This is a genomic window from Pseudomonas sp. TWR1-1-4, assembly GCF_049897165.1.
Taxonomy (GTDB): domain Bacteria; phylum Pseudomonadota; class Gammaproteobacteria; order Pseudomonadales; family Pseudomonadaceae; genus Aquipseudomonas; species Aquipseudomonas canadensis.
This window is the reverse complement of the sequence record NZ_JAFCVS010000009.1, coordinates 166,904-193,267: the sequence shown is the minus strand read 5'-3', so window position 1 is coordinate 193,267 and position 26,364 is coordinate 166,904. Positions and strand designations below refer to the sequence as shown.

Sequence of the window (26,364 nt, the reverse complement as noted above, 5' to 3'; positions counted from 1 at the left end):
TGCCCGATGCCTATTCGTTATTTCATCAAACAACTGCTCCTGCCGCCCGGCATTCTCTTGCTGCTGTTGGCACTTGCCTGGTGGTTTCGTCGCAGCCGCCCGCGCTTGGCCGCGTGCTGCTTTGCCCTGGGTTTTGGGGGGCTGTGGTTGATCAGCCTGCCGGTTGTGGTGGAGCGGGGCGCACGGGCCCTGGAAACCGAACCGGCATTGCCCCGGGAAGACTGGTCGACGCTGGCCCAGCGCGCCGACGCGATAGTGATATTGGGCTCCGGACGTGAGCGCGGTGACCCGGCCTGGGGCACCGACCAGCCCACCGGGATCGGCCTGGAGCGCCAGCGCTACGCCGCACGATTGGCCAAGGCTTCCGGCTTGCCGGTGCTGACCAGCGGCGGCCTGCATTACGGCACACCGCCCAGCGAAGCGGAGTTGATGGCAGTGTCGATGCAGGATGACTTCGGTGTAGCGGTGCGCTGGAAGGAAGAGCGCAGCCGTACCACTTGGGAAAATGCGCAGATGAGCGCAGAGATTCTGCTGCCAGCGGGCATCAAGCGCGTCGTGGTGGTGACCCAGGCCTGGCACATGCCGCGTTCGGTGTGGAGCTTTGAGAGAGCGGGCTTTACCGTGGTGCCGGCGCCCGTGGGTTTTCTGGGCGTGGACAACGCACGGCCACTGGGCGGGTGGATGCCTGAATTCGTAGCGGTGTGGCGCAGCGGGCAGTTGATCAACGAAGCGGTGGGGCAGGTGGGCTACCGGTTGTTCTACCGCTGAACATGTAGGAGCCGGCTTGCCGGCGATGAGTCCCTTGAGACCTGTGTTTACTTTAAGGACGCCATCGCTGGCAAGCCAGCTCCTACAGGCGTTAGACCGTTTTCGACATCCGGCCCGCCAGCAGCGTCCAGCCAAACAGCCCCAGGCACACAATGATCAACGGCCATGAGCGCCATTGCAGGTACGGCGTGAGGTTGTGCATCGGCACCACTTCGCCGTAGAGGATGCCGCGCTCGAATTGCGGGATCTGCGCGGTGATCTGCCCAAACGGGTTGATCAGCCCGGTCACGCCATTGTTGGTGGCGCGGATCATCCAGCGACCAGCTTCCAGTGCACGCATCTGCGCCATTTGCAGGTGCTGCAACGGGCCGATGGAGCGGCCGAACCAGGTGTCGTTGCTGATGGTCAGCAGCAAATCGCTCTGCGCCGACAGGCCTGCGGCGAACTCCGGGTACACCACTTCGTAGCAGATGAACGGCGCAATCTGATAGCCCTTGGCCTGCAGCATCGCCTGGTCGGACGGTCCGCGTGCGAAGTCCGACATTGGCAGATCAAAGAACGCAATCAGGCCGCGCAGCATGTCCTGCAGCGGCACGTACTCGCCAAAGGGCACCAGCTTCTGCTTGAGGTAGGTGCCGTCGCCTTCGCCAACCACGGTGATGCCGTTGAAGTAGCGCTTCTGGTGATGCACTTCCTGGCGGATTGGCACGCCGGTGATCAGCGCGGTGTGCCGGTCGGCGGCGAACTTGCCCATCATGCCCAGGTAGCCTTCGACAGACTCTTTGAGCACCGGCACGGCGGTTTCCGGCCACACCAGCAGGTCGACGGGCTTGGAGGTGAAGCTCATGTCGCGGTACAGCGCGAGCTGTGCGTTGAGCTGCTCCGGGTCCCATTTCATGCTTTGTTCGACGTTGCCCTGGATGGCGGCCACGGTCAGTGGCGCACCGGAGGGGCTGGTCCAGGTGTGATGCTTGAGCGCCAGGCCGATGGCCCAGGGCGCGACCAGCAACACCAGGCCTGCGCCGATAAATGCGTTGCGCTTGCCAGCCAGCAGACGCGGCAGGTTGCACAGCAGCGCTGCTGTCAGTGCCAGGGCAAAGGAGATCAGCCACATGCCGCCCACTGGGGCCAAGCCCGTCAGCGGGCCGTCAAGCTGGCTGTAGCCGGAGTATAGCCACGGGAAACCAGTGAGGAACCAGCCGCGAAATGCTTCCTGGCCCACCCACAAGGCGGCAAACGTCAACGCATCCGCCAACGGCGCCTCATTGCGCCGCAACCAGCGCGCCCACAACCAGGCGGGCAGGGCGAAGAACCACGCGATAGCGGCGGTAAACAGCAGCATCAGGAAACCCGCCAGCAGCACCGAAGCGCCGCCGAAGTGGTGGATGCTGTAGTAGATCCAGCTAGTGCCGGCGCCGAACAAGCCGAAGCCGAAACACCAACCGCGGCCCAATGCCTGGCGCGGGCTCAGGTCCCGCAGCCCGACATAGAACAAGCCGACCGCGACCAGCGCAAACGGCCACAGGTCGAACGGCGCCAGCGCCAGGGTGGTGATGGCGCCGGCCACCACGGCCAGCAAATTACCGGGCCAGCCGGGGCGGGTTAGGCGCTGCATGTCATTCCTTAGCGGGCAATAGGTGTCAGGCGGATCAGATGGATGCGACGGCTGTCGGCATTCAGGATGCGGAAGCGATACGCGCCGATCTCGGTGGTCTCGTTACGTTTTGGCAGATGGCCAAACGCACTCATCACCAGGCCGCCCACGGTATCGAACTCGTCATCGGAGAATTCGCTGTCGAAGAACTCATTGAAGTTCTCGATCGGCGTCAGCGCCTTGATCAGGAAGTCACCGCTGGGCAGCGGCTTGATGTAGCTGTCTTCTTCGACGTCGTGTTCGTCTTCGATGTCGCCGACGATCTGTTCCAACACGTCTTCAATCGTCACCAGCCCAGCTACGCCGCCGTATTCGTCGATCACGATGGCCATGTGATTGTGGTTGGCGCGGAATTCACGCAGCAACACGTTCAGGCGCTTGGACTCGGGCACGAAGGTGGCCGGACGCAGCAGGTCCTTGATGTTGAAGCTGTCGCCGTTCTCCTTGAGGATCAACGGCAGCAGGTCCTTGGCCAGCAGGACGCCCATGACGTCGTCATGGCTTTCACCGATCACCGGGTAGCGCGAGTGCGCCGAGTCGATCACGGCCGGGAGGAATTCCCGTGGGGTCTGGGTCGCCTTGATGCTGATCATCTGCGAGCGCGGGACCATGATGTCGCGTACTTGCAGGTCAGCCACCTGGATGGCGCCTTCGACGATGGCCAGCGCTTCGCTGTCCAGCAACTTGTTCTGATGGGCCTCGCGCAGCAGCTCAAGCAGCTCCTGGCGGTTTTTCGGCTCGTGGGCAAAAGCCTGGGTCAGCTTACCCAGCCATGACTTCTGCCCGTTGCTCGATCGGTCTTCGCTCATAGCGATTACTCTGAATCCTTTATTGTTACAGTTGAGTGTTTTTAAACTTCGTCGTCCGCATACGGGTCCGGATGACCCAATTCTGCAAGCAACGTTTGTTCCAGTGTTTCCATTTCCTCGGCTTCGTCATCGTCTATATGGTCGTAACCCAAGAGATGCAAGCAGCCGTGGATGACTAGATGGGCCCAATGGGCCTCAAGTTCCTTGCCTTGTTCTTTTGCTTCGCGCTCCACCACGGCGACACAGATGACCAGATCGCCCAGCAGTGGGATATCCAGCAGCTCATCCGGTACGTCGGCAGGGAAGGACAACACGTTGGTCGCATAATCCTTCTGGCGCCAGGTGTGATTCAGTTCACGGCCCTCGGGCTCGTCCACCAGTCGAATGGTCAGTTCCGAATCGGCGGTGCGCTGGCGCAGGGCCAGGGCACACCATTGGCGGAACTGGGCTTCACTGGGGGCGGGCGCATCGGTGGCCAGCTGCAGGTCAAGCTCAAGCATCGCGGCGAACGTCCTTGGACAGCCCGTCATCGCGGTGTTCGAAGCGCTCGTAGGCTTCGACAATGCGCTGTACCAGCGGATGGCGCACCACGTCCTTGGGCGAGAAGTGCGTGAAACTGATGCCCGGCACGTCCTTGAGTACTTCAATCACATGGCTCAAGCCCGACTTGGTGCCCTTGGGCAGGTCAACCTGGGTAATGTCGCCGGTGATAATGGCCGTGGAGCCGAACCCGATGCGAGTCAGGAACATTTTCATCTGCTCGACTGTGGTGTTCTGGCTTTCGTCGAGGATGATGAAACTGTTGCTCAGGGTGCGGCCGCGCATGTAGGCCAGCGGGGCGATCTCGATCACCTGGCGCTCGATCAATTTGGCCACGTATTCAAAGCCAAGCATCTCGTAAAGTGCGTCGTAGAGCGGCCGCAGGTACGGGTCGATCTTCTGGGCCAGGTCGCCGGGCAGGAAACCGAGCTTTTCGCCGGCCTCGACCGCTGGGCGCACCAGCAGGATGCGGCGCACTTGCTCGCGCTCAAGGGCATCCACTGCACAGGCCACGGCCAGGTAGGTCTTGCCGGTACCGGCAGGGCCGATGCCGAAATTGATATCGTTACCGAGGATTGCCTTGACGTACTTCTGCTGGTTCAAGCCCTTTGGGCGAATCATGCCTTTTTTGGTACGCAGGGCCACGCTGGCTTCAGCCACCGGATTGTTGGCCAAGTCTTCCACAGCCGATTCCTGCAAATACAGGTGCACGATTTCTGGCGACAGCTCGCTACCCTTGGTTTCGCGGTAGAGACGGCGCAGCAGGTTTTCTGCGGATTTAGTGTGCAGGGCCTCACCAATGAGCTCGAACTGATTGCCGCGATTGCGGATCTCGATGCCCAGGCGTTGTTCGATCAGGCGCAGGTGCTCGTCGAACTGTCCGCACAGGTTGGCGAAACGGAGAGCCTCAAAGGGCTCGAGGATGAAACGATGGGGTTCTGCTATGGGTGCGTTCAAGGTCGCTTTTAGCCGCCCTTTGGCTGTTGAGGTGAAATAGAGAATAACGCCAGCCGGCTGTGTGCGAAAGCACTTAAACGGCACATGTTGGCTGGCGATAATTCAAAAAGTGATTATGGGATCAACGACCCACGCAGCGAATGGGGCTGCGCCGCGTCGATGTGTACATCGGCAAACTGGCCGATCAGGGTCGGATTATCGCAACGGAAGTTTACGATTCGGTTGTTCTCGGTACGGCCTTGCAGTTCGCCGGGGTCTTTTTTCGAGTAGTCGGTGACCAGGATGCGCTGGGTCGAACCGACCATTTGTCGGCTGATCTCGAAACCCTGCTGGTTCAAGCGGTGTTGCAGCGCGTTGAGGCGCTCTTTTTTCAGCGCTTCCGGGGTTTCGTCCAGCAGGTCGGCCGCCGGGGTGCCGGGGCGCTGGCTGTAGACGAACGAGTAGGAAAAGTCGAAGCCGACGTCTTCGATCAGCTTCATGGTCTGCTGGAAGTCTTTCTCGGTCTCGCCGGGGAAGCCGACGATAAAGTCCGAGCTGATGCAGATACCCGGCACCGCCGCGCGCAGTTTGCGCAGTTTGGATTTGTACTCCAGGGCCGTGTGGTTGCGCTTCATCGCCGAGAGGATGCGGTCAGAGCCCGATTGCACCGGCAAGTGCAGGTGCTTGACCAGTTCCGGCACTTCGGCGTGGGCCTGGATCAGGCTGTCGGAGAACTCCAGTGGGTGCGAGGTGGTGTAGCGGATGCGCTCGATACCGTCCACGGCGGCGACCACGCGGATCAATTCCGCCAGGTCGGCCAGGCGGCCGTCGTGGGTCTGGCCGCGATAGCCGTTGACGTTCTGGCCCAGCAGGGTCACTTCGCGCACGCCGTTTTCGGCCAGGTGGATGATTTCCGACAGTACGTCGTCAAACGGCCGACTGACTTCTTCGCCACGGGTGTAAGGCACCACGCAGAAGGTGCAGTACTTGCTGCAACCTTCCATCACCGACACGTAGGCGCTCGGCCCGTCAATGCGCGGCTCGGGCAAATGGTCGAATTTTTCTATTTCAGGGAATGACACGTCGACTTGCGGCAGCTTGGTAACACGCGCGGCGTCGATCATTTCCGGCAGGCGGTGCAGGGTCTGCGGGCCGAAGACCACGTCAACATAGGGCGCGCGGTCGCGGATCGCGGCGCCTTCCTGGCTGGCCACGCAACCGCCGACGGCGATCACCATGTCCGGGTTGGCCAGTTTCAATTCGCGCCAGCGGCCCAGCTGCGAGTACACACGGTCCTGGGCCCGCTCGCGGATCGAGCAGGTATTGAGCAGGATCACGTCGGCATCTTCGGCGCGGGCGGTGACTTCCAGGGCCTGGTGTTCGCCCAGCAGATCGACCATGCGCGAGCTGTCGTACTCGTTCATCTGGCAACCGTGGGTTTCGATGTAAAGCTTCTTGGCCATGGGAATCGTCAACTGGTGGTAAAGAACCGCGCATTATAGGGGGCATGCCCATTGGTTCCTAGCGTTGTGCATCGGGTGCCATGCTATAGTTCGCGCCCTCTTTTATATCCCCGATGTGTTATTCGCCCACCATGACCAAACGTGAAGCTCCAATCTACAAGGTGATTTTCCTCAACCAGGGCCAGGTGTTCGAAATGTACGCCAAGCAGATCTATCAGAGCGATCTGTGGGGTTTCCTGGAGGTGGAAGAGTTCGTCTTTGGCGAGCGCACCCAGTTGGTCGTCGACCCGGGCGAAGAGAAGCTCAAGGCGCAGTTCGAAGGCGTGGTGCGCAGCTTTGTGCCGATGCATTCGATTGTGCGCATCGATGAGGTCGAGCGTTTGGGCACGCCGAAGATCAGCGAAGCGCGTGGCACCAGTAACGTGATGCCGTTTCCGATGCCGATGCCTGAAAAGTAAAGTCCATTGTAAATTTGTAGGACACTTCTGAAATGTTCCTGTTGTGCATGGACATTCTGCTGGAAAAGTAGCAGTTTTCGTCTGTGCGCAGAGGGCGTCATAGATGCATTAATAATAAAGCGCCTCGAAGTTTCCCTTACTTCAGCACAGTTACACCTCGCCACTAGTTAACACCGAGTTTCTTAATCACGCAGTCATTAACGAACGTACCTGTTCGGGAGTAGCCCTGTGCGCGATCCTCGTTACGACATTCTGTTTGAACCGGTACAAATCGGCCCGGTTCGCACCCGCAATCGCTTTTATCAAGTGCCCCACTGCAATGGCATGGGTCATGTGCATCCGTCGGCTATGGCCCGCATGCGGGGGTTAAAAGCCGAGGGTGGGTGGGGCGTGGTCTGTACCGAGGAGTGTGAGATCAGCCCGCTGAGCGAGTTCTCGCCCTACATAGAAGCGCGGTTGTGGGATGAGCGCGACATTCCGGCACTTGCGCGGATGTGTGAGGCGGTTCACCACCACGGTTCTCTGGCCGGCGTCGAGTTGGCGTTCAACGGTTACTCCGCGCCCAACCGCTACAGCCGTGAAATCCCCTGGGCACCCTCCAATACACCGGTGCGGGGTTATGACCCCGTGCAGGCGCGGGCCATGAGCCGTGCCGATATCCAGCAACTGCGTGCACTGCACCGGGCAGCTGCGCTGCGTGCGCGGGACGCGGGTTTTGACATCATCTATGTTTACGCCGGGCATGATCTGGGCCTGCCATTCCATTTCCTTACGCCACGTAACAACCGGCGCACTGATGAGTACGGCGGTGTGTTAGAGAACCGGGTGCGCCTGTTGCGCGAACTGATTGAAGACACCCGCGACGCAGTGGGTGACCGGTGTGCCGTGGCAGTACGCCTGGCGGTGGATGAGCAGATGGCGGGTGGCTTGAGTCGCGAGGGCGAAGGCGCTGAGATCTTCTCGATGTTGGCGGACTTGCCGGATTTATGGGATGTGAATGTCGCCGACTGGTCCAACGACAGCATGACGTCGCGCTTTGCTCCGGAAGGTTACCAAGCGGACTTCCTGCAGGGGCTTAAGGCGCTGACCCGCAAGCCGGTGGTTGGCGTCGGGCGGTTTACTTCGCCGGACACCATGGTCTCCCTGGTCCGCAGTGGGGTAATCGACCTGATCGGCGCAGCCCGCCCTTCGATTGCCGATCCTTTCTTGCCGAAGAAGATTGAAGAGGGGCGCGCGGAGGAAATTCGTGAGTGCATAGGCTGCAACGTGTGTGTCAGTGGTGATCACACCAGCACGCCTTTACGTTGCACCCAGAACCCGACCATGGGCGAGGAGTGGCGGCGCGGCTGGCACCCCGAGTCGGTCCAGCGAGCGCCTCAGCCTGGGCGCGCGCTGGTGGTCGGCGCCGGGCCCGCAGGGCTTGAGTGCGCACGGATATTGGGGGCGAGAGGAATGGATGTAGCGCTGGCCGACAGCCTGCGCACGCTGGGTGGGCGCGTGACGCTGGAGGCGCGCCTTCCCGGACTGGCGAGTTGGGCTCGGGTCGTCGACTATCGACTGGATGCCTTGAGCCGCCTGGCGTCGGTCGAGATTTATCGGGAAAGCCCCATGCAAGTCCAGGATGTGCTCGACTTCGCTGCCGAGCACGTGTTTATCGCCACCGGCTCCCACTGGCGGCGGGACGGCTTGGGACGCGCCCTGCGTCACCCTATGCCGGGCCTGGAGTGCCTGCCCGTACTGACGCCGGACGACGTGATGGCCGGTGTGTTGCCGCCGTCACCGGTGCTGTTGTTCGACGATGATCATTACTACATGGGCAGCGTGCTGGCCGAGCATTTGGTGGCGCGGGGTGTGGACGTAATCTTCGTTACCCCGGCGGCAGATGTAGCGGCCTGGACCCATAACACCCTTGAACAGCATCGCATCCAGCGTCGCCTGCTGGAGTTGAGTGTCACGATCATCGCGTCTCACACGCTGGTCGGCGGCATGCCGGAGGGCGTGGTCGCCGGGTGTGTCTACACCGAGCGAACCCGCTTCGTTCCCGCCGCGTCCTTGTTGTTGGTCACCTCTCGAGCGCCCGAGCAAGCGCTGTATCAGGCGTTGCATAACGGCCCCGAACAAATGCGCGCGGCCGGTATCACCACGCTGGCGTTAATCGGCGACTGCGTGGCGCCGGGCACCATTGCAGCCGCTGTGTATTCAGGGCATCGCATGGCACGAGAGTTCGATGCGCCTGCTGATTCATTAGTTGTACGTCGAGAAATTCCTTTTATCGAAGTGTAGTCAGTCCTGCTGTTTCATTAATGACGAGGCCTATAATAATGAAAAAAATAATCCTGACGTTATTTGCAACACTGTTTATAAATACATTTCTCTTTGCCAATGAATATACGGTAATACGTTTTGGTGTTGACCCTAACTACGCCCCGTTTGCCTACAAGGACACTAAGGGGGCGTTGACAGGTTTCGAAGTTGATGTGGGTACTGCCATTTGCAGTAACCTTAACGTTCGCTGCCAATGGGTCGAAAGCGATTTCGACGGCCTGGTCCCCAGCCTGAATGCCGGCAAGATTGATGCGATCCTGGCTTCAATGACGGTCACTGACGCACGACAAAAGGTGATCGATTTCTCCTCGGAGGTTTTTTCCAGCCCCACCGCCATGGTGTTCCGCCCAGGCACCGAGCTGTCCAAGAGCAAGGCCGTAGGCTATTTGCAGGGCAGCACCCAGGAAACCTACGCCCGGCAAGTGCTCGCCAAGCAAGGCTTGAGAATCGTGGCTTATGCCGATCAGGAGCAGGTGTATGCCGACCTGGTGGCGGGTCGTTTGGACGCTTCATTGCAGGACGCCCAGCAGGCGCAGAGCGGTTTTTTGCGATCCAACCAAGGAGCGGGGTTTGTGCTGGGGCCGTTGATTGAAAGCGAACTGATGCCTTCCAAAAGTGCCATCGGCATAGCCAAAGGCAATCAGGCCTTGAAAACCCTGCTGGATAAGGGGCTGGCGGCATTGCACGCCGATGGCACCTATGCCCGGCTGCAAGAGCAGTATTTCCCGGGTGTGGACATGTTCAGCGGCCAATGACCGGCGAGGGCGCAACATGCTACCCACTTTTACGCAATTCGCCGCGACCCTGGACGGTTTTGCACCGCTGTTATTGCGCGGTGTCTGGGTAACGCTGCAACTGGCGTTGCTGTCATTGCTGCTGGGGCTGGTCTTCGGCTTGCTGGGGGCCGGCGCCAAGTTGTCCAAGGTCAGGTCCTGGCGCATCTGCGCACAGCTCTACACCACCCTGATCCGTGGGGTGCCGGACCTATTGTTGATGTTGTTGATCTTCTATGGGCTGCAAACAGGCTTGAGTCGTCTGACAAATGCGCTGGGTTGGGCCTACATCGAAATCGACCCCTTCAGCGCGGGCGTGCTGACCCTGGGGTTTATCTACGGCGCCTATTTCACCGAGACCTTTCGCGGCGCCTTGCTGGCCGTGCCTCTTGGCCAGTATCAGGCCGCCAAGGCCCTTGGCATGACCTTCTATCAAGGCTTTGTGCACGTGATATTCCCGCAGATGATGCGCTTCGCCCTGCCAGGGCTGGGCAATAACTGGATGGTGTTGCTCAAGGCCACCGCGCTGGTGTCGATCATCGGCTTGGCGGACCTGGTGAAAGTGGCCCAGGTGGCGGGCAAGAGCAGCCAGCAATTGTTAGCTTTTTTGCTGTTTGCAGCGTTGATCTACCTGGTGCTCAGCAGCGTTTCAAACGCCGCGTTGCGCTGGCTGGGTCGCCGCTACGGTGCCGGTGTGCAGGAGGCATCATGATGATTGAGCTGATCCAGGAATATTGGCGACCACTCCTCTATTCCGACGGTCAACAAGTGACCGGCCTGGCAATGACCTTATGGCTGACCAGCGCCTCGCTGTGTTTTGGCCTGTTGCTGGCACTGCCACTGTCCATCGCCAGGGCGTCGTCCCGGCGCCGCTGGCGTTGGCCGGTGCAAAGCTTCACCTATCTGTTCCGTGGCACGCCGCTTTATATCCAGTTGCTGATTTTCTACACCGGGATTTACAGCATTACCGCGGTGCGTGAGCAGCCACTGCTGGATAGTTTTTTTCGCGAGGCACTGAACTGCACGCTGCTGGCGTTCGCCCTGAATACTGGGGCCTACACCACCGAAATACTGGCGGGCGCCATTCGAGCAATACCGCGCGGTGAAATCGAGGCCGCGCGATCCTTGGGGTTTGAAAGCTGGAAGCTGTATATCCACTTGGTCATGCCCTCGGCCTTGCGCCGGGCATTGCCGTACTACAGCAATGAAGTGATCTTCATGCTGCATTCCTCCACGTTGGCGTTTACGGCCACGGTTCCGGACATCCTCAAAGTTGCCCGGGATGCCAACGCTGCGACCTTCTTGACCTTCCAGTCCTTCGGCCTTGCCGCAGCTCTTTACCTGTGCATCACGTTTGTCTTGGTCGGTCTGTTTCGCCTGGCTGAACGACGTTGGTTGCGCTTTCTCGATCCAGGCCGATAGGGGGCCGCTATGCAGACTCGCGTACATGAATTACTGGCGGCCGTGCCGGGTATGACCCGGCAGATCCAGAGTTTTCATTACGAGCCAGCCAATCCGGCAGGTAAGGTTTACCTCCAGGCGTCGCTGCACGCTGATGAGTTGCCGGGGATGCTGGTGTTATGGCACCTGAAGCAGCAACTGGCACAGATGGAGGCGGCCGGGCTGCTACTTTGGTCGGTCGTGCTGGTGCCGGTAGCCAATCCGCTGGGTTTGGAGCAGGTACTCATGGACGTGCCGCAGGGGCGCTTCGATAACGACAGCCGTGAGAACTTCAACCGTTTCTTCCTTGATGTCAGCCAGCAGGTCGGTGATGACGTGCAAGGTCTGTTGACTGATGATCCTTCCAGCAATCTACAACTGATCCGCTCGACCTTGCGGCAAACGCTTGCCAGCCAGGTATCGGCGACGCAGTTGCAATCCATGCGCCTGATCCTGCAGACGCTGGCTTGTGACGCCGATATCGTGCTGGACCTGCATTGTGATTTCGAAGCCGTGCAGCACTTGTATCTGTCGCCGGATTTCTGGTCACAGGTGGAGCCGCTGGCCCGCTATCTGGGCGCGGAGGCCTGCTTTTTGACCAAAGAAGCCGGTGGGCAGTCGTTCGATGAGTGCTTTACGTTGTTTTGGGAGCAAATGCAGGCGCGGTTTGCCGGGCGCTTCTCGGCACCTGGGTTCGCTGTGACCGTGGAATTAAGAGGGGTTGCTGATGTGGATCATGGGCTGGCTCGTCAGGATTGCCAGGCGTTGATTAACTTTCTAATTGAGCGTGGTGCGATTGATAGCCAAGCGCCTCCATTGCCGCCATTGCTCAATCTACCGACCCCGTTGGCAGGGGTAGAGCCGGTGACCAGCCCGACGGGAGGCTTGATCGTGTTCTGCGCGCAGGTGGGAGATTACCTGAAGGCAGGGCAAATCGTGGCGGAAATCATCGACCCGATCACCGATCGCGTGACGCCGGTGGCTTGCACACATGCAGGGCTTTTGTATGTTCGATCAATACGGCGAATGGCTAGCACCGGTATGACAATCGCCCATGTCGCCGGCCAAAAGGCATACCGACAGGGTTATTTGTTGTCGCCTTGATCAGGGCAGGGGTGAGAAGGGCGAACGCCCGTCGGCACTCTGCAATTCCTGCAGATAATTGCGGAAAATCTGCCCTAGCACCTGGGTCGCCACTTCCAACTCATCGCGCTGCATGTGCTCGGCGACTTCGTCGGCGGTGTCCAGTGCGTCTTCTGCGCCGTTGACCGCGGCCATTTTCAGCACGATATACGCTTGGACGTTGTTGGCCGGCACGCCTTCGCCTTTGAAGAACATGTTGCCCAGTTCGAATTGCGCTTGGGCGTGCCCTTGCAACGAGGCTTTCTCGAAGTAGCTCAAGGCCTTGTTGAGGTCGCGGGCCGGGTTTTTACTGTCGTGGAAGTACTCGCCCAACTCGTATTGCGCCTGCGCATCCCCGCCGTCGGCCTGTTTCTGGCACGCGCTCAGGGCTTCGGCCTGGCTGTCTGGCTGGGTATTGAGGGTGCAACGACCCATCGCTGGGATTAACAACGAGTTGCCGCCTGCTTGTGCATGTGCCAGCAGCGGCTGAAGGAGCAACAGGCAGCCCAGAACCAGGGTGCGGCCGGTGCGTTTCATGGGAATCGACTTACCTCTGACGGGGCGCGCGGACCCTCGGGGGATCCAATAAGCGCGCATTATGAAATAAGCAGGCCTCTGCTTACAAAGTCTTTACTCGTTTTTCTGCTGCTTGGGCAAGTTATCTGCCGGATTGCAGGTGATTTCTCTAAAAAACGCGGAAATCTCTGTAAGCAAAGTAGCAAATCAGACACCGTTTGCGCGGCGCCTGATTTGTACGACCCATTATTTCAATGCGGCAAAGGCGCGTTCGGCGGCATCGAGGGTCAGTTTCAACTCGGCTTCGCCATGGGCGATCGAGGTGAAGCCGGCTTCGAAAGCGCTTGGCGCCAGGTACACACCGCCTTCCAACATCAGGTGGAAGAAGCGCTTGAACAGATCGGCGTCGCTGCCCATCACGTCATCAAACGTGACGATATCGTCAGCGCCGCTGAAGTACAGGCCAAACATCCCGCCCGCCTGGGTGGTGACAAACGGAATGCCAGCGGCATCGGCGCGCTGTTGCAGGCCGTCGAGCAGGCGCGTGGTGTAGTCGGTCAGCTCGGCGTGGAAGCCCGGGCGGCTGATCAGGCGTAGGGTGGTCAGGCCGGCGGCCATGGCCAGCGGGTTACCCGACAAGGTGCCCGCCTGGTACACCGGGCCCAGTGGCGCGATGTGCTGCATGATTTCACGCTTGCCGCCGAAGCAGCCCACCGGCATGCCACCGCCGATGATCTTGCCGAAGGTGCTCAGGTCCGGCGTGACGCCGTAGTGAGCCTGTGCGCCGCCGAGCGCGACGCGGAAACCGGTCATCACTTCGTCGAAAATCAGCACCACGCCGTGCTTGTCGCACTGCTCGCGCAGGCCTTCGAGGAAGCCTGGCGCCGGTGGTACACAGTTCATGTTGCCGGCCACCGGCTCGACGATGATGCAGGCCACGTCCTGGCCCACTTCGTTGAGCATCTGCTCGACGGCGGCAATGTCGTTGAACGGCAGGGTCAGGGTGTGTTTGGCGAAAGCCGCCGGCACACCGGCCGAGCTTGGCACGCCTTGGGTCAGCAGGCCGGAACCGGCTTTCACCAGCAGGCTGTCGGAGTGACCGTGGTAGCAGCCTTCGAACTTGATGATGCTGTCGCGGCCGGTGAAACCACGGGCCAGGCGGATCGCGCTCATGGTGGCTTCGGTGCCGGAGCTGACCATGCGCACCATTTCCATCGACGGTACGATCGAGCAGACCAGATCGGCCATCTCGGTTTCCATGGCGGTCGGCGCGCCGTAGGACAGGCCGTGTTCCAGTTGCTTGCGCACCGCGTCCAACACGTCCGGGTGGCTGTGGCCGAGGATCATCGGGCCCCAGGAGCCGACGTAGTCCACGTAGCGCTTGTCATCTTCGTCGGTGACGTAGGCGCCTTCGGCATGCTTGAAGAACAGCGGCGTGCCGCCCACGCTCTTGAACGCACGCACGGGGGAGTTCACACCGCCGGGGATGTGTTTCTGGGCATTGGCAAACAGCGTTTCGGAACGGGACATGATCGGGCTCTCTTAAATCAAATCTGAAAAAGGGCGTTGAACGCACGGGCGCGGCGCGTGACTTCCTGGGTGCTGTCGGCGCCAAACAGGCCATGCACCACCGCCAGCAGGTCGGCGCCGTGGGCTACCAGGGGGGCGGCGTTTTCCAGGGTGATGCCGCCGATCACGCAGATCGGCAACTGCAAACGCGCACGGGCCTGGGCCAGCATCTCTGTGGTGGCGGCCGGTGCGCCGGGCTTGGTGTTGGAATTGAAGAAGCGGCCGAAGGCGACATAGCTGGCGCCTTCCTTGGCGGCCTGCTCGGCCAGTTCGATCTGGCTGTGGCAGGTGGAACCGATGATGGCTTTGGAGCCTAGCAGGGCACGGGCCGGGGTCAGCGGGCCGTCGGTCTGGCCCAGGTGCACGCCGACGCCGAGGCGGGCGGCCAGTTCGGCGTCGTCGTTGATGATCAACTGGGTCTTGTAGCGCGAGCACAGCTCCCGCAGCTTTTCTGCTTCACGCAGGCGTCGGGCTTCGTCGCTGCTTTTGTCGCGGTATTGCAGCAGGGTCACGCCACCGTCCAACGCTGCTTCGACGTAGGCGAGGAATTTACCGGCCAGCAGTTGGCTGTCGGTAATGGCGTAAAGGCCACGTAGTTTCATCGGGCAGGCCCCTCTGTCGTCTTACGAGCAAAAATCCAGCGGCAGCCGGCGCGGTACAAACTGGCCCTGGCCGAGTTGTTCGGCATCACGCAAGGTGCGCCAAGTGTAGTTGAGGGCCGATTGCACGGCGCTCACCAAGCCTTCGCCCTGGGCAATCCGGCCGGACAACGCACTGGCCAACGTACAGCCCGAACCGTGATAGCTGCCGGGCAGGCGCTGGCAGGTAAAGGTCTGGCGCGTGCCGTCGCGGCTATAGAGGCGGTTGTGCACTTCGTGCTCGTCGCCATGGCCGCCGGTGATCAATAGGTGCTTGATGTACGGCAGCAGCTTCTCGGCGCATTCGTCTGCGGTGCCTTCAGGCAGCTCCGCGAGGATGCGCGCTTCCGGCAGGTTGGGCGTGGCAATCAGCGACAGCGGCAACAACCGCTCGCGCATTGCATAACCGACTTCGTCCTTGCCCAGGCTGCCACCGCCGCCGGCGCGTAGCACCGGGTCGCATACCACCGGCAGGTGCGGATGCGCCTGCAGCAGTTCGACTACGGTGTCGACCATCGCGGTGGAACCGAGCATGCCCAGCTTGACCGCCGCCACTTCTGAATCGCCGAGTACAGCATTGGCCTGAGCCAGTACCCACTCGCGGTCGAGCACGCGGAAATCGATGACATTGACGGTGTTTTGCACGGTCAAGGCGGTGACGGCCGGAGCCGCATGGCAACCCTGGGCGAGCAGGGCTTCGATATCTGCCTGCAAGCCGGCGCCACCACTGGGGTCATGGCCGGAGAGACAGAGGACAACGGGACGAGAGCTGTAGATATTCATGGTGCGCGAGCTTACCACCAAACGCTTTTGGCGGGGCCGTCTGGCGATGGTTGAATTTTGCCATCGCAGTGACGCTTTTTTGGCGGTTTTGCACTCGCTGAATATCGCTGAAAGCCTCGTTCTAGAGCCTTTCAAAAAATTATTTCAATGGTGTCCAATAGCCTTTAGTGGCTATGCTAGAGTGGATCCAAACTACTTACTGTATTGCCGGTGTACGTCTTCTCAAAAGGAATGGGGGGCTTTTTGACATAACCGGACAGGCCACGCTGGGGCTCTATGCGCTATTTGCTGATTTTATTGTTGTGCGGGTTGCCGATGCTCGCCAACGCCATCGAGTTTAACCAGGACACACAAAGCCTGCCGTTGGGGCGAGCGATGCAAGTGCTCGAAGACCCGACCGATGCCCTCACCATCGCGGATGTGATCGCGCCGTCCGCCACCGCGCAGTTCAAGCCCCACGATAAAGACACCCTGAATGCTGGCTACTCGCGCTCGGTGTTCTGGCTCAAGGTCAATCTGCATTACCTACCCACTAATCCCGAAGCGCAGCGCACCTGGTTGCTGGAGTTGGCGTACCCGCCGCTCGACCATCTTGACCTCTACCTGCCCGACAACACCGGCACTTATCGGCTGGCAGGACGTACTGGGGATGCGCTGCCGTTTTCCGCCCGTGAGATCCGCCAGAACAACTACTTGTTCAAGGTCGACTTCACGCCGGGCGAGGCAAAAACCGTGTACCTGCGCCTGCAAAGCGAAGGATCGATCCAGGCGCCTGTGACGCTGTGGTCCAGCACCGCCTACCTGGAGCAACAGCCGCTGCGCCTGTATGTGCTGGGCCTGATCTATGGCGTGTTGCTGGGGATGCTGGTCTATAACCTGTTCATCTACCTCAGCGTGCGCGACACCAGCTACCTCTATTACATCTTTTATATTGCCTCGTTTGGCATGTATCAGCTGTCGGTCAACGGTGCGGCGGTGGAGTATTTCTGGCCGAACAATCCTTGGTGGGCGAATGCCGCGACGCCATTCCTGATCGGCTCGGCGGCGTTGTTCGGCAGCCTGTTTGCGCGCAGCTTTTTGCACACGGCCCAGCACAGTCGCTGGATCAACCGGCTGTTGCTGGCGCTGGTGGCCTGCGGTGGCGTAGTGATGCTGCTGTCGTTGATGACCAGCTACGCGCTGGCACTGCGCCTGGCCACCGGTTTGGCACTGGTGTTTACCGTGACTATTTTTGTCGCCGCCATCAAGGCCTGGTATTGCGGCCAGCGGGTGGCGCGCTATTTCATCATCGCCTGGTCGGCGTTCCTGCTAGGTGGAGTGGTGAATACGCTGATGGTGCTGGGCTATCTGCCCAACGTATTCCTGACCATGTATGCCAGCCAGATCGGCTCGGCGATTGAAGTGGCGCTGCTGTCCCTGGCTCTGGCCGACCGCATCAATTCCATGCGCGAGCAACAAGCGCAGATCCTGCTCGATGCCAGCCAAAAACTTGAAGTGCTCAACCAGCAATTGGCCCGCAGCAACCGACTCAAGGACGAGTTCCTCGCCACCCTAACGCACGAACTGCGTACGCCCATGAACGGCGTGATCGGCTCCCTCGAACTGATGCAGACCGTGCCCCTGGACGCGGACCTGGCGCAATACCATCAAACCGCCGCCGGTTCGGCGCGGGACATGATGCGCATGGTCAACGGCATCCTTACCCTCACCGAATTGCAGGCCGGCCGCTTGAGCGCCCAACCCCAGGTATTCAGCCTGCGCGGTACGCTAGACACCTTGCGCCAGCAGTTCACCGCCAGCGCCCAGAGCAAAGGCCTGGCGTTCTCCATCGATGTGGCGGACGAGTTGCCAGACCGCGTACTGGGCGACGCCGACAAACTGCTGCAGTGCCTGGATTGCCTGCTGGACAACGCCTTTAAGTTCACCCACGAAGGCGCGGTGCGCCTGCGCGTGGTCGGTGTGCCCCAGAGTGGCGGTGGCCTGCGCTTGAGCTTTATCGTCACCGACACCGGAATCGGCTTTGCTTTCCTCGACGAAGCGACCCTGTATCAGCGGTTCTTCCAACTGGATGGCTCCATGACCCGCGAGTACGGCGGCCTCGGTATCGGCCTGGCGATCTGCCGGCAACTGATCGAGCTGCTGGGCGGGCGTCTCACCCATCATTCCGAGCCGCGCAAAGGCAGCCGCTTCCAGCTTGAAGTGGAGGTCAGTCCCCTAGCACCTGAATCCCGGCCTGCGCCGGATAAGCAGCGCGCACCTCAGGAGTGCTCGGTGCTGCTGGTGGACGACAACAGCGTCGGCCAACTGGTGGTGCGCGGCATGCTGCTCAAACTCGGATACCGGGTGAAAACCGTGGACACCGGCCCGAACGCGTTGGCTGCCTTGCAAGCAGGAGATTTCGACGCAGTACTGTTGGATATCCCTGAAGGTGGCTTCTCGTTGTGTTGTCAGATCCGTGCATTGCCCGGCTGCGGTGAGTTACCGGTAATCGCCTTGAGTACGTCGCTGAATGCGTCGGAGCGTGAGCGCTGCCACGGCATCGGCCTCTCCGATCGCCTGGCCAAACCTGTGCGTTTCGAGGCCTTGCAGGCGGTGTTGGAGCGTCGGTTGCTGTGTCCGGTAGAGGGCGAAAGCGCCGGACATTCGGCGGGTATGCCACTTTTTTAAGCGGTATGACGGTGTTTAACTGAAAAAACCGGCCTCAATCGACGGGCACCGTGTAGGAGCGAGCTTGCTCGCGAAGAACGTCAACGATAACGCGAGCACCCTGTAAAAACGCGGTGCTCTCACGTTCTTCGCGAGCAAGCTCGCTCCTACAAACAGCCTCAATCGAAATGGGCCTTTTTCCAGGAGGCCCGTCATGAACCTGCATCAGTTTGCCGAAACCCACGACGTCACCAACCAGCCACCGTCCCTGGACGGCACCAACCTGTACCGTATCGATTTGCCCCTGCAGGAATGGTCGCGCCGCTTTGGTGCTGGCTGGGCAGAAGCGCGTATCGATGCCTACGGCGCACTGGCCGGTGGGCCGTTGATGGAGGCCGGATTCCTGGCGAACCAGAACAAACCGGTGTTCAACAGCCATGACCGTTATGGCCATCGCATCGACCTGGTGGAGTTTCACCCGGCTTACCACGAACTCATGCGCACGGCCGTCGAACATGGCTTGCCGTCGCTGCCGTGGGCGCATCCGCAGTCCGGCGCTCATGTGGCCCGCGCCGCCATGACCTACCTGCACAGCCAGGCCGAAGCCGGCACCGGCTGTCCGCTGACCATGACCTTCGCTTGCGTGCCTGCCCTGCGCCTGCAACCGGATCTGGCCAAGACCTGGCTGCCGAAAATCCTCAATACCCAATACGACCCGCGCAATGTCGGCATCGCTCACAAGGTCGGTGCCACTATCGGCATGGCCATGACCGAGAAACAGGGCGGCACCGACGTGCGCGCCAACACCACTCGCGCCTATCCGGTGGGTGCCGGCGGTCCGGGCCAGGCGTATGAACTGGTGGGCCACAAGTGGTTCTGCTCGGCACCGATGTGCGATGCCTTCCTGACCCTGGCGCAAACCGACAAGGGCCTGACCTGCTTCCTATTGCCCCGGCACCGCCCGGATGACACGCGCAACGAGTTCTACATCCAGCGCCTGAAAAGCAAACTGGGCAACTGCTCCAACGCCTCCAGCGAAGTAGAGTTCCGTGGCGCCCTGGCCTGGATGATCGGTGAGGAAGGCCGTGGCGTGCCGACTATCATCGAAATGGTCGCCATGACCCGCTTCGATTGCATGGTCGGCTCCAGCGCATTGATGCGCCAGGCGCTGACCCAGGCCAGCCATCATTGTGCCCATCGTTTGGTGGGGGGGCGGGTGCTCAGCGAACAACCCTTGATGCAAAACGTGCTGGCGGACCTGGCGTTGGAAAGCGAGTCCGCGTTGGCCCTGAGCATGCGCATGGGCCGCGCATTGGATCATTTAGGCGATGAGCAGGAAGCCAAGTTCGCCAGGCTCGTGACAGCCGTGGGCAAGTATTGGATCTGCAAACGCGCCCCGGCCATGATCAATGAAGCCGCCGAGTGCATGGGCGGTGCCGGGTACGTCGAGGACAGCATCCTGCCACGCCTGTACCGTGAGGCGCCGGTGAATTCGACGTGGGAAGGTTCTGGCAACGTGCAGTGCCTGGACGTGCTGCGCGCGTTGTCAAAAGAGCCGGGCGTGCTGGAAGCGCTGTTTGTCGAGCTGGGGGATGGGCATGGCGACAAGCTACTGGCGCGGCATATCGAGCAATTGAAGTCAGCCTTTATGGACACCCAGGACATCCAATACCGTGCGCGCCAGCTTACCGAAGACATCGCCGTGGCGTTGCAGGCCAAGCTGTTGCTGGAAGCCGGCAATGCGGCGGTCAGCGATGGGTTTATCGCCAGTCGCTTGGGCGAATCGTCCGGTCGAGTGTATGGCACCCTGCCGCGTGGCGTCGACGTGGCGGCGATTGTCGCCAGGTCCACACCTTGTTGATTGCATTCAAAGTTTGCGTCTGACGGGGATACAGGCAAGATAAAGGCCTGCAAGTCAGAACACAGGATGCTTACCGTGACCGAAGCTTTTGTTGTCGTTCAAACCGCTGAAGAAGCCGTGGACCGGCTGGCGGCCCTGCATGAGCGTGCCACGGGCGCGCTCAATCAAGCCCTCAAGCAATACCTCAAGGACCGCGTCGAACCCGACGCCGAACAACGTGCGTTGTTCCGCTACCCGGAACTGCGCCTGACCTACCACTGCCACGGCGAAGTCCCACAGACCACCCGGGCGTATGCCAAGGTTCAGTTACCAGGGACCTACAGCGTTACCGTCACCCATCCTGCGGCGTTTCGTAAATACCTGCTGGAGCAACTGGTGCCGCTGATGCACGACTTCACCGTGACGGTGGAAGTCGGTGTGAGCCAGCAGAACATTCCATACCCTTACGTAGTGGAGCAGGGCGATGAACTGGCCGGCTCCGGCGTGACTGCGGCGACCCTGGCCCGCGTGTTCCCGAGTACCGACCTGTCGGCCGCCACTGATGGCATCGCCGATGGCCTGTACGACTGGGAAAACACTGACCCGCTGCCCCTGGCGTTGTTCGATGCGGCGCGCGTGGACTTTTCCCTGCGCCGCTTGGTGCACTACACCGGCAGCGATTGGCGCCATGTGCAGCCGTGGATCCTGCTGACCAACTACCACCGTTATGTCGACCAGTTCATCCTGCATGGCCTGGAACAACTGCGCAGCGACCCGCGTTTTATCCGCATGGTGTTGCCGGGCAACGTGGTGATCGACAAAGCGATGGACCACGGTGAAGCCTCCGCGATTGCTGCCGGGGTGGTGTGGCACCGTTATCAGATGCCGGCTTATCACTTGCAAGCCACTGACGGCCACGGCGTGACCTTGGTCAACATTGGCGTCGGCCCGTCCAACGCGAAGAACATCACCGACCACCTGGCCGTGCTGCGTCCGCATTGCTGGCTGATGATCGGCCACTGCGGCGGCCTGCGCCAATCCCAGACCATCGGCGATTACGTGCTGGCTCACGCTTACATGCGCCGCGACGGGATTCTCGACCGCGTCGTGCCGCCGAACATCCCGATCCCGGCCCTGGCCGAAGTGCAGTTGGCCTTGCAGCAAGCGGCGGCCAACGTCACTGGCGAAAAAGGCGAAGAGCTGAAAAAACGCCTGCGCACCGGCACCGTGTTGACCTACGACGACCGTAACTGGGAACTGCGCTGGGCACAGGAGCGGCCGCTGATCAACCTGTCCCGCGCCGTGGCCGTGGACATGGAAAGCGGCACTATCGCCGCCCAGGGTTATCGCTTGCGGGTGCCGTACGGCACTTTGCTGTGTGTGTCGGATAAGCCACTGCACAGTGAGATCAAGCTGCCCGGTTCGGCCAACGCATTCTATGAGCGTGCGGTCAGTCAGCACTTGAAGATCGGCATCGAGGCGGTGGATTTGCTGCGTACCGAACTCAACTCGCTGCACTCGCGCAAACTGCGCAGCTTCGACGAGCCGCCGTTCCGCTAAGCGGTTGGGATGGTCATTTAACGGTCAGGCCACTAGCATTGTCGGTCCTGACCGTTAGATGTTCCTTTGCCATGTCCCGTCCCACCCGTCCCGATTCGCGCCGCCCTGGCGTGAAACCTCCGTATTCCGCAGCGCGGCGTGTCGCCAAGGCGCCACCGGCCGAGCCGAAGCTGATCCTGTTCAATAAGCCCTATGACGTGCTGACCCAGTTCAGCGACGAAGGCGGGCGCGCGACGCTCAAAGATTTCATCGACATCCCCGGCATCTACCCGGCGGGCCGCCTGGACCGTGACAGCGAAGGCTTGTTGTTGCTGACCAACGATGGCCAGTTGCAGGCGCGGATTGCCGACCCCAAGCACAAGTTGGCGAAAACCTACTGGGTGCAGGTGGAAGGCGAACCGACCGAAGAGCAACTGCAACGCTTGCGCGACGGTGTCGAACTGAATGACGGCAAGACCTTGCCTGCGCAAGCGCGGCAGTTGGATGAGCCCGAGTTATGGCCGCGTAACCCGCCGGTGCGCTTTCGCAAAAACATACCGACGTACTGGCTTGAATTGGTGATTCGCGAGGGGCGTAACCGCCAGGTGCGGCGCATGACCGCCGCCGTGGGCTTGCCCACCCTGCGTCTGGTGCGCGTGCGCATTGGCGATTGGACGATTGACGGCCTGGATCAAGGCCAGTGGAAGGAAGTGCCGGCGCGCTTATAAGGCGCCGGACTCGATCAGGCCGATCACCACGCTCTTGATGATGAACGCGGCCACGCCCAGGCCCAAGACGAAGAACAGGATGAACGAGCCAAAACGCCCGGCCTTGGACTTCTTCGCCAGGTCCCAGACGATAAAGCCCATGAAAATGATCAGGATCGTGACCAGGCCGGTCATCATCCATTCTTCGAAGAGGGCGGGATCGATGTTGTTCATGGCGAATTTTCCGACAAAGGCAGGCGGGCAGTATAAGGCCGCGCGATGCGCTCAAGGTTGACCTGCGTCGGTGCGACGCACGCCCCTTGTAGGAGCCGGCTTGCCGGCGATGGCGTCCGAACGATCGGCGCTTGGTTCAAGGGCCTCATCGCCGGCGAGCTGGCTCCTACAGGTTGGGGGTCAGGTTCTCAGGTGCGTCAGCGGCAATTCGGTGCTGTTAAGCACCTGATTCAACACAAAACTGGAGCGCACGCTGGTCACACCTTCAATGCGGGTCAGGTGACCTAGCAGCAGTTTCTGATAGTGATCCATGTCCGGCACCACCACTTTCAACTGATAGTCCGCATCCATCCCGGTGACCAAACTGCATTCCAGCACCTGGGGCAGGGTGCGGATTGCCGCTTCGAAGTTCTCGAAACGTTCGGGCGTGTGGCGGTCCATGCCGATCAGCACATAGGCGGTCAGACTCAGGCCAAGCATCTTGCGGTCGAGCAAGGCGACCTGGCGAGCGATGTAGCCGTCGTCCTCCAACTGCTTGACCCGGCGCGAGCACGGCGAAGGCGACAAGCCGATGCGTTCGGCCAACTCCTGGTTGGAGATCCTCGCATCACGTTGCAATTCCGCCAAAATACTCAGGTCGTATCGGTCAAGCTTGCTCATTGGGATGGCCTTTGTCGTAACTATTGCGGTGAATTATCCATGAAGGGTTAAAAATTGCGCAAGCACTGTTTATTGACGCAATCTTCGCAATCATTTGCCGGGCGCTGGCGGGTATCGTTATCAACAGAATCACCGCCTGGACAACAGTCCAAAGCAGCCCGCCCAATCAGGCCCGCTGCGGCCGCCACCCCAGCAGGGTTGAGCCGGCCTCCAGGCTGCACACTGTCCACAAGACGGCGTGAGGTGAGCCAACGTCAAAAGCGTTGAGCCAGGACGAAGTTCTCAAGGGGTGGCCGACGGGTCACCCCTTTTCTTTTGCCTGCTGATAACCTGTCCGAGAACCGGGCCTGGCTTTTCCAGTCTCATGGACAGGCCCTAATCCGCAGTGAGGAATAGCATGAAGCGCATCTGGCGTTTGGCAGGTGTAGGTTTGCTGATGGTCACCGTTGGCGCCCAGGCAGTGGCCGACGAACGTGATACCGGGCCGCGTGGTGAGGGCGGTGGTCAGCATGAAAGAGGGCCGGAGGGCGGACGGCCAGGAGGCGGTAATGAACAGCCGCGTCCGCAGAACAACCCACCACGTCAGCAAAACAACCAGCCGCGCCCGCAGAATCAGCATTTTGATCGCGCAGGCCAGAACGGTGGTGGCCAATGGCAAGGGCGTCCCCAGGGCAATGAGCAGGGGCGACCCCAGCCACAACCACAGCCGTCGAACAACCTGCCGATCCAGAGTCGCCCCGACACCGTGCGCCAGACCCAGGAACCGCGTCAGGGCTATTACCGTGACATCCCTCGACGCAATGACGGCAACCAACGCTGGGAAGCCGGCGGCCCAGGCTCGCGCCCCGGCGACAACCGCTGGCCCGGTCGCCCTGACGGCCATGGCAACGGCTGGGGCCCAGGCCCGCAGCATCGCCCAGGTTATGTGATCGACCGCTTCCCTGATCGCAATTACCGCGTGCCTTACCGTGGCCAGGACTACTTCTACTCCGGCGGCTATTGGTATCGCCCGCAAGGCCCGCGCTATGTGGTGGTGACGCCGCCCTACGGCATCCGTGTGCATTACCTGCCGGACTACGCGCGTGAAGTGTGGATCGGCAGCGCGCTGTTCTTCCTTGCGGCGGGTTCCTACTACACCTACGAAAGCAGCTCCCAGCAATACGTGGTGGTGCAACCGCCAGCCGCCGTACCGGCACCGCAGCCCGCGCCGCAAGGCAATGGCTATGACGTGGTGGCGTATCCGGCCAACGGCCAGTCACCGGCCCAGGTGCAGCAGGACGGTTATGACTGTTATCGCTGGGCCGTGCAGCAAAGTGGCTTCGACCCGCAGCAAGTCACCTACGCCCCCGATCCGGCGGTGGTGCAAACCTACCGCCAGGCCCAGGGCAACTGCCTGAGCAGCCGCGGTTATCAGGTGCAGTACTAGGTTTTATTGCCTGTGACCACTTCCCGCGGGTCGGCGTGCACCAGCACTTCGGCGCGCGGGTAGGCCTTGTGAATAGCATCGGCGGCCTGGTCGCTGATGCCGTGGGCCACTGACAGCGTCAATTCCCCCGGCAATTCCAGGTGCAGTTGCACAAACCAGTGGCTGCCGGAAATCCGCGTGCGCAAATCATGCGCGCCCAATACACCCGGTACGCCACGAGCCAGTTCGAGCATGTGCTGGCTCACGTCCGGCGGCAGTTCTTCATCCATCAACACCGCAAAGCTTTCACGGGCGATCTGGATGGCGCTCCATAAGATGTAAGCGGCAATGCCCAGTCCGAACCAGGCATCGACCTGATGGTAGCCAAACCCTGCCAGCACCAGCGCTACCAAGATGCTGCCGTTGAGCATCAGGTCGGAGCGGTAATGCAATGAGTCCGCGCGCACGGCGTTGGAGCCGGTTTCGCGGATCACCCGGTGTTGCAGCATCAGCAAAGCCACGGTCAGTACCAGGGAAAACACGATCACGCCAATGCTCAACCACGGTGCGCCCACCGGTTCCGGATGTTGCAGACGCTGATAGGCCTGGAACGCGATCAACACCGCACTGCCGCCGATAAACAGCGCCTGCGCCATGCCCGACAGCGACTCCGCCTTGCCGTGCCCATAACGGTGATCGTCATCGGCCGGGCGCAACGCGTAATGCACCGCCACCAGATTCAGCAGCGAGGTCACGCCATCCAGCAGTGAATCGGTCAACCCGGCAAGCATGCTCACCGAGCCGCTGAGCCACCAGGCGATGGCCTTGGTGATAATCAGCGCACAAGCCACGCCCACCGAGGCGCGGGTGGCCAGGCGCAAGAGCCTGGCGTGTTCGGGACTGCTGGTCATAGGCGGCTCGGATCCTTAAGCGGCGGGTTGCAGGCCCAGGCTGGCGAGCTGTTGCACACTGCCCTTGAACTGGATCATGCGCGGGTCGTCGAGCGGCAGGCTGCGGCCGGTTTCTTTCTGGATGATGCTTTGCAGCTTGGCGTTGTCGACCTTGCCGTCGGCGCCAATGGCTTCGTGGAGTTTCTGCGGATCGACCTGGGCGGTCTTGCCCGGTTCGAAGTAGATAGCGCCGGTGGCGAAGTCCACGCCGAACGCGATCAGGCCGGGGATCACATAGAACAGCAGGCCCACGGCGTCGAGCACGGCAATGGTCGGGTCGATCTTGCCGTCGATCTGGCCACGGCGGTCCGGGTAGAAGATCGAACCGCAGGCCGTCAATTGGCTCAGCAGGGTGACGGCGAGTACACCGCCAATGACACGGGAAGCGATACGCATGGAAACTCTCCTGAACACGATTGATACGGGACTATATGACAATACTGCCGAGCAACACCGCTCTAATGTGGGAGCTGGCTTGCCTGCGATGGCATCACCTCGGTTTATTTGAAAGACCGAGTTGTCAGCATCGCAGGCAAGCCAGCTCCCACCTTTGACCGCGTTGCCAGGCGCAGCCGGTGGTGTTTTTCAG

Annotated in this window: 25 protein-coding genes; 12 read left to right on the top strand and 13 right to left on the bottom strand. The window is 60.8% G+C overall.

Translation table 11 applies throughout. The features are described 5' to 3' along the window. The first annotated feature begins 6 nt into the window (after positions 1–6). Positions 7–768 carry a YdcF family protein gene (locus tag ACP7C6_RS27565; protein ID WP_311893814.1) on the top strand — a complete coding sequence of 254 codons (762 nt, stop codon included), beginning with the start codon at positions 7–9 and terminating at the stop codon, positions 766–768. A 91-nt stretch (positions 769–859) separates the two neighbouring features. Here ACP7C6_RS27565 and lnt read toward each other — a convergent pair whose 3' ends face one another. From lnt to miaB, 5 genes are all read right to left on the bottom strand, one after another. Continuing rightward, positions 860–2,383, bottom strand: coding sequence for an apolipoprotein N-acyltransferase (gene lnt, locus ACP7C6_RS27560; protein ID WP_426109512.1), 1,524 nt, complete (start codon positions 2,381–2,383; stop codon positions 860–862). 8 nt (positions 2,384–2,391) lie between these two features. After that, positions 2,392–3,231 carry an HlyC/CorC family transporter gene (locus ACP7C6_RS27555; protein WP_010206772.1) on the bottom strand — a complete coding sequence of 280 codons (840 nt, stop codon included), beginning with the start codon at positions 3,229–3,231 and terminating at the stop codon, positions 2,392–2,394. A gap of 41 nt (positions 3,232–3,272) precedes the next feature. After that, positions 3,273–3,731 (bottom strand): rRNA maturation RNase YbeY, encoded by a 459-nt coding sequence (gene ybeY, locus ACP7C6_RS27550; RefSeq protein ID WP_010206771.1) that lies wholly within the window; start codon positions 3,729–3,731, stop codon positions 3,273–3,275. Continuing rightward, on the bottom strand, positions 3,724–4,728 hold the full coding sequence (locus ACP7C6_RS27545; RefSeq protein WP_016978598.1) for a PhoH family protein: 1,005 nt from the start codon (positions 4,726–4,728) through the stop codon (positions 3,724–3,726). The genes ybeY and ACP7C6_RS27545 overlap by 8 nt, the downstream gene beginning before the upstream one ends. A gap of 113 nt (positions 4,729–4,841) precedes the next feature. Beyond that, entirely contained in the window at positions 4,842–6,170 is a 1,329-nt protein-coding gene (miaB, locus tag ACP7C6_RS27540; RefSeq protein WP_016978599.1) for a tRNA (N6-isopentenyl adenosine(37)-C2)-methylthiotransferase MiaB, read from the bottom strand. Between the two features lie 131 nt (positions 6,171–6,301). Here miaB and ACP7C6_RS27535 point away from each other — a divergent pair, with 131 nt between their 5' ends. The 6 genes from ACP7C6_RS27535 to ACP7C6_RS27510 all read left to right on the top strand — a co-directional run bounded on the left by ACP7C6_RS27535 (position 6,302) and on the right by ACP7C6_RS27510 (position 12,270). Continuing rightward, on the top strand, positions 6,302–6,628 hold the full coding sequence (locus ACP7C6_RS27535; RefSeq protein ID WP_003194436.1) for a DUF1820 family protein: 327 nt from the start codon (positions 6,302–6,304) through the stop codon (positions 6,626–6,628). Between the two features lie 228 nt (positions 6,629–6,856). Next, positions 6,857–8,911, top strand: coding sequence for an NAD(P)-binding protein (locus tag ACP7C6_RS27530; RefSeq protein WP_426109511.1), 2,055 nt, complete (start codon positions 6,857–6,859; stop codon positions 8,909–8,911). 38 nt (positions 8,912–8,949) lie between these two features. Next, positions 8,950–9,708, top strand: coding sequence for a transporter substrate-binding domain-containing protein (locus tag ACP7C6_RS27525; protein WP_426109510.1), 759 nt, complete (start codon positions 8,950–8,952; stop codon positions 9,706–9,708). Between the two features lie 16 nt (positions 9,709–9,724). Beyond that, on the top strand, positions 9,725–10,438 hold the full coding sequence (locus ACP7C6_RS27520) for an ABC transporter permease (RefSeq protein WP_426109509.1): 714 nt from the start codon (positions 9,725–9,727) through the stop codon (positions 10,436–10,438). Beyond that, complete coding sequence (locus ACP7C6_RS27515) at positions 10,438–11,148, top strand: ABC transporter permease (RefSeq protein WP_426109528.1); 711 nt, start codon at positions 10,438–10,440, stop codon at positions 11,146–11,148. The genes ACP7C6_RS27520 and ACP7C6_RS27515 overlap by 1 nt, the downstream gene beginning before the upstream one ends. Before the next feature lie 9 nt (positions 11,149–11,157). Then, positions 11,158–12,270: a succinylglutamate desuccinylase/aspartoacylase family protein gene (locus ACP7C6_RS27510; protein ID WP_426109508.1), complete on the top strand. Its 1,113-nt coding sequence runs from the start codon at positions 11,158–11,160 to the stop codon at positions 12,268–12,270. Here ACP7C6_RS27510 and ACP7C6_RS27505 read toward each other — a convergent pair whose 3' ends face one another. The 4 genes from ACP7C6_RS27505 to ACP7C6_RS27490 form a co-directional block, all read right to left on the bottom strand. Then, on the bottom strand, positions 12,271–12,825 hold the full coding sequence (locus tag ACP7C6_RS27505) for a tetratricopeptide repeat protein (RefSeq protein ID WP_010206766.1): 555 nt from the start codon (positions 12,823–12,825) through the stop codon (positions 12,271–12,273). It lies immediately after the preceding gene. Between the two features lie 225 nt (positions 12,826–13,050). Further along, complete coding sequence (hemL, locus tag ACP7C6_RS27500; RefSeq protein WP_016973898.1) at positions 13,051–14,334, bottom strand: glutamate-1-semialdehyde 2,1-aminomutase; 1,284 nt, start codon at positions 14,332–14,334, stop codon at positions 13,051–13,053. Positions 14,335–14,351: 17 nt separating this feature from the next. Beyond that, complete coding sequence (gene thiE / locus ACP7C6_RS27495; RefSeq protein ID WP_028618056.1) at positions 14,352–14,975, bottom strand: thiamine phosphate synthase; 624 nt, start codon at positions 14,973–14,975, stop codon at positions 14,352–14,354. A gap of 21 nt (positions 14,976–14,996) precedes the next feature. After that, entirely contained in the window at positions 14,997–15,794 is a 798-nt protein-coding gene (locus tag ACP7C6_RS27490) for a hydroxymethylpyrimidine/phosphomethylpyrimidine kinase (protein ID WP_016978603.1), read from the bottom strand. Between the two features lie 276 nt (positions 15,795–16,070). On the opposite strand from ACP7C6_RS27490, the gene ACP7C6_RS27485 reads away from it, so the two are divergent. The 4 genes from ACP7C6_RS27485 to ACP7C6_RS27470 all read left to right on the top strand — a co-directional run bounded on the left by ACP7C6_RS27485 (position 16,071) and on the right by ACP7C6_RS27470 (position 22,547). Further along, positions 16,071–18,461, top strand: coding sequence for a hybrid sensor histidine kinase/response regulator (locus ACP7C6_RS27485; RefSeq protein ID WP_323624913.1), 2,391 nt, complete (start codon positions 16,071–16,073; stop codon positions 18,459–18,461). A 193-nt stretch (positions 18,462–18,654) separates the two neighbouring features. Then, positions 18,655–20,301, top strand: a complete 1,647-nt coding sequence (locus tag ACP7C6_RS27480; protein ID WP_426109507.1) for an acyl-CoA dehydrogenase family protein — start codon at positions 18,655–18,657, stop codon at positions 20,299–20,301. Positions 20,302–20,367: 66 nt separating this feature from the next. Beyond that, on the top strand, positions 20,368–21,840 hold the full coding sequence (gene amn / locus ACP7C6_RS27475; protein ID WP_161634128.1) for an AMP nucleosidase: 1,473 nt from the start codon (positions 20,368–20,370) through the stop codon (positions 21,838–21,840). Between the two features lie 71 nt (positions 21,841–21,911). Beyond that, complete coding sequence (locus ACP7C6_RS27470) at positions 21,912–22,547, top strand: rRNA large subunit pseudouridine synthase E (RefSeq protein WP_426109506.1); 636 nt, start codon at positions 21,912–21,914, stop codon at positions 22,545–22,547. On the opposite strand, the gene ACP7C6_RS27465 is transcribed toward ACP7C6_RS27470, so the two are convergent. Both ACP7C6_RS27465 and ACP7C6_RS27460 read right to left on the bottom strand, forming a co-directional pair. Beyond that, positions 22,542–22,751: a DUF2788 domain-containing protein gene (locus ACP7C6_RS27465; RefSeq protein WP_025999909.1), complete on the bottom strand. Its 210-nt coding sequence runs from the start codon at positions 22,749–22,751 to the stop codon at positions 22,542–22,544. The genes ACP7C6_RS27470 and ACP7C6_RS27465 overlap by 6 nt on opposite strands. A 189-nt stretch (positions 22,752–22,940) precedes the next feature. Beyond that, positions 22,941–23,420, bottom strand: coding sequence for an Lrp/AsnC family transcriptional regulator (locus tag ACP7C6_RS27460; protein ID WP_003194418.1), 480 nt, complete (start codon positions 23,418–23,420; stop codon positions 22,941–22,943). 397 nt (positions 23,421–23,817) lie between these two features. Here ACP7C6_RS27460 and ACP7C6_RS27455 point away from each other — a divergent pair, with 397 nt between their 5' ends. Then, positions 23,818–24,846 (top strand): DUF6515 family protein, encoded by a 1,029-nt coding sequence (locus ACP7C6_RS27455; RefSeq protein ID WP_426109505.1) that lies wholly within the window; start codon positions 23,818–23,820, stop codon positions 24,844–24,846. Here ACP7C6_RS27455 and ACP7C6_RS27450 read toward each other — a convergent pair. Together ACP7C6_RS27450 and ACP7C6_RS27445 are read right to left on the bottom strand one after the other, a co-directional pair. Then, positions 24,843–25,736, bottom strand: coding sequence for a cation diffusion facilitator family transporter (locus tag ACP7C6_RS27450; RefSeq protein WP_016978609.1), 894 nt, complete (start codon positions 25,734–25,736; stop codon positions 24,843–24,845). The two genes, ACP7C6_RS27455 and ACP7C6_RS27450, sit on opposite strands and share 4 nt — an antisense overlap. Before the next feature lie 15 nt (positions 25,737–25,751). Beyond that, the gene (locus ACP7C6_RS27445; RefSeq protein ID WP_010206751.1) at positions 25,752–26,171 is read right to left on the bottom strand and encodes a hypothetical protein; all 420 of its coding nucleotides are present in this window, start codon (positions 26,169–26,171) and stop codon (positions 25,752–25,754) included. Positions 26,172–26,364 lie beyond the last annotated feature (193 nt).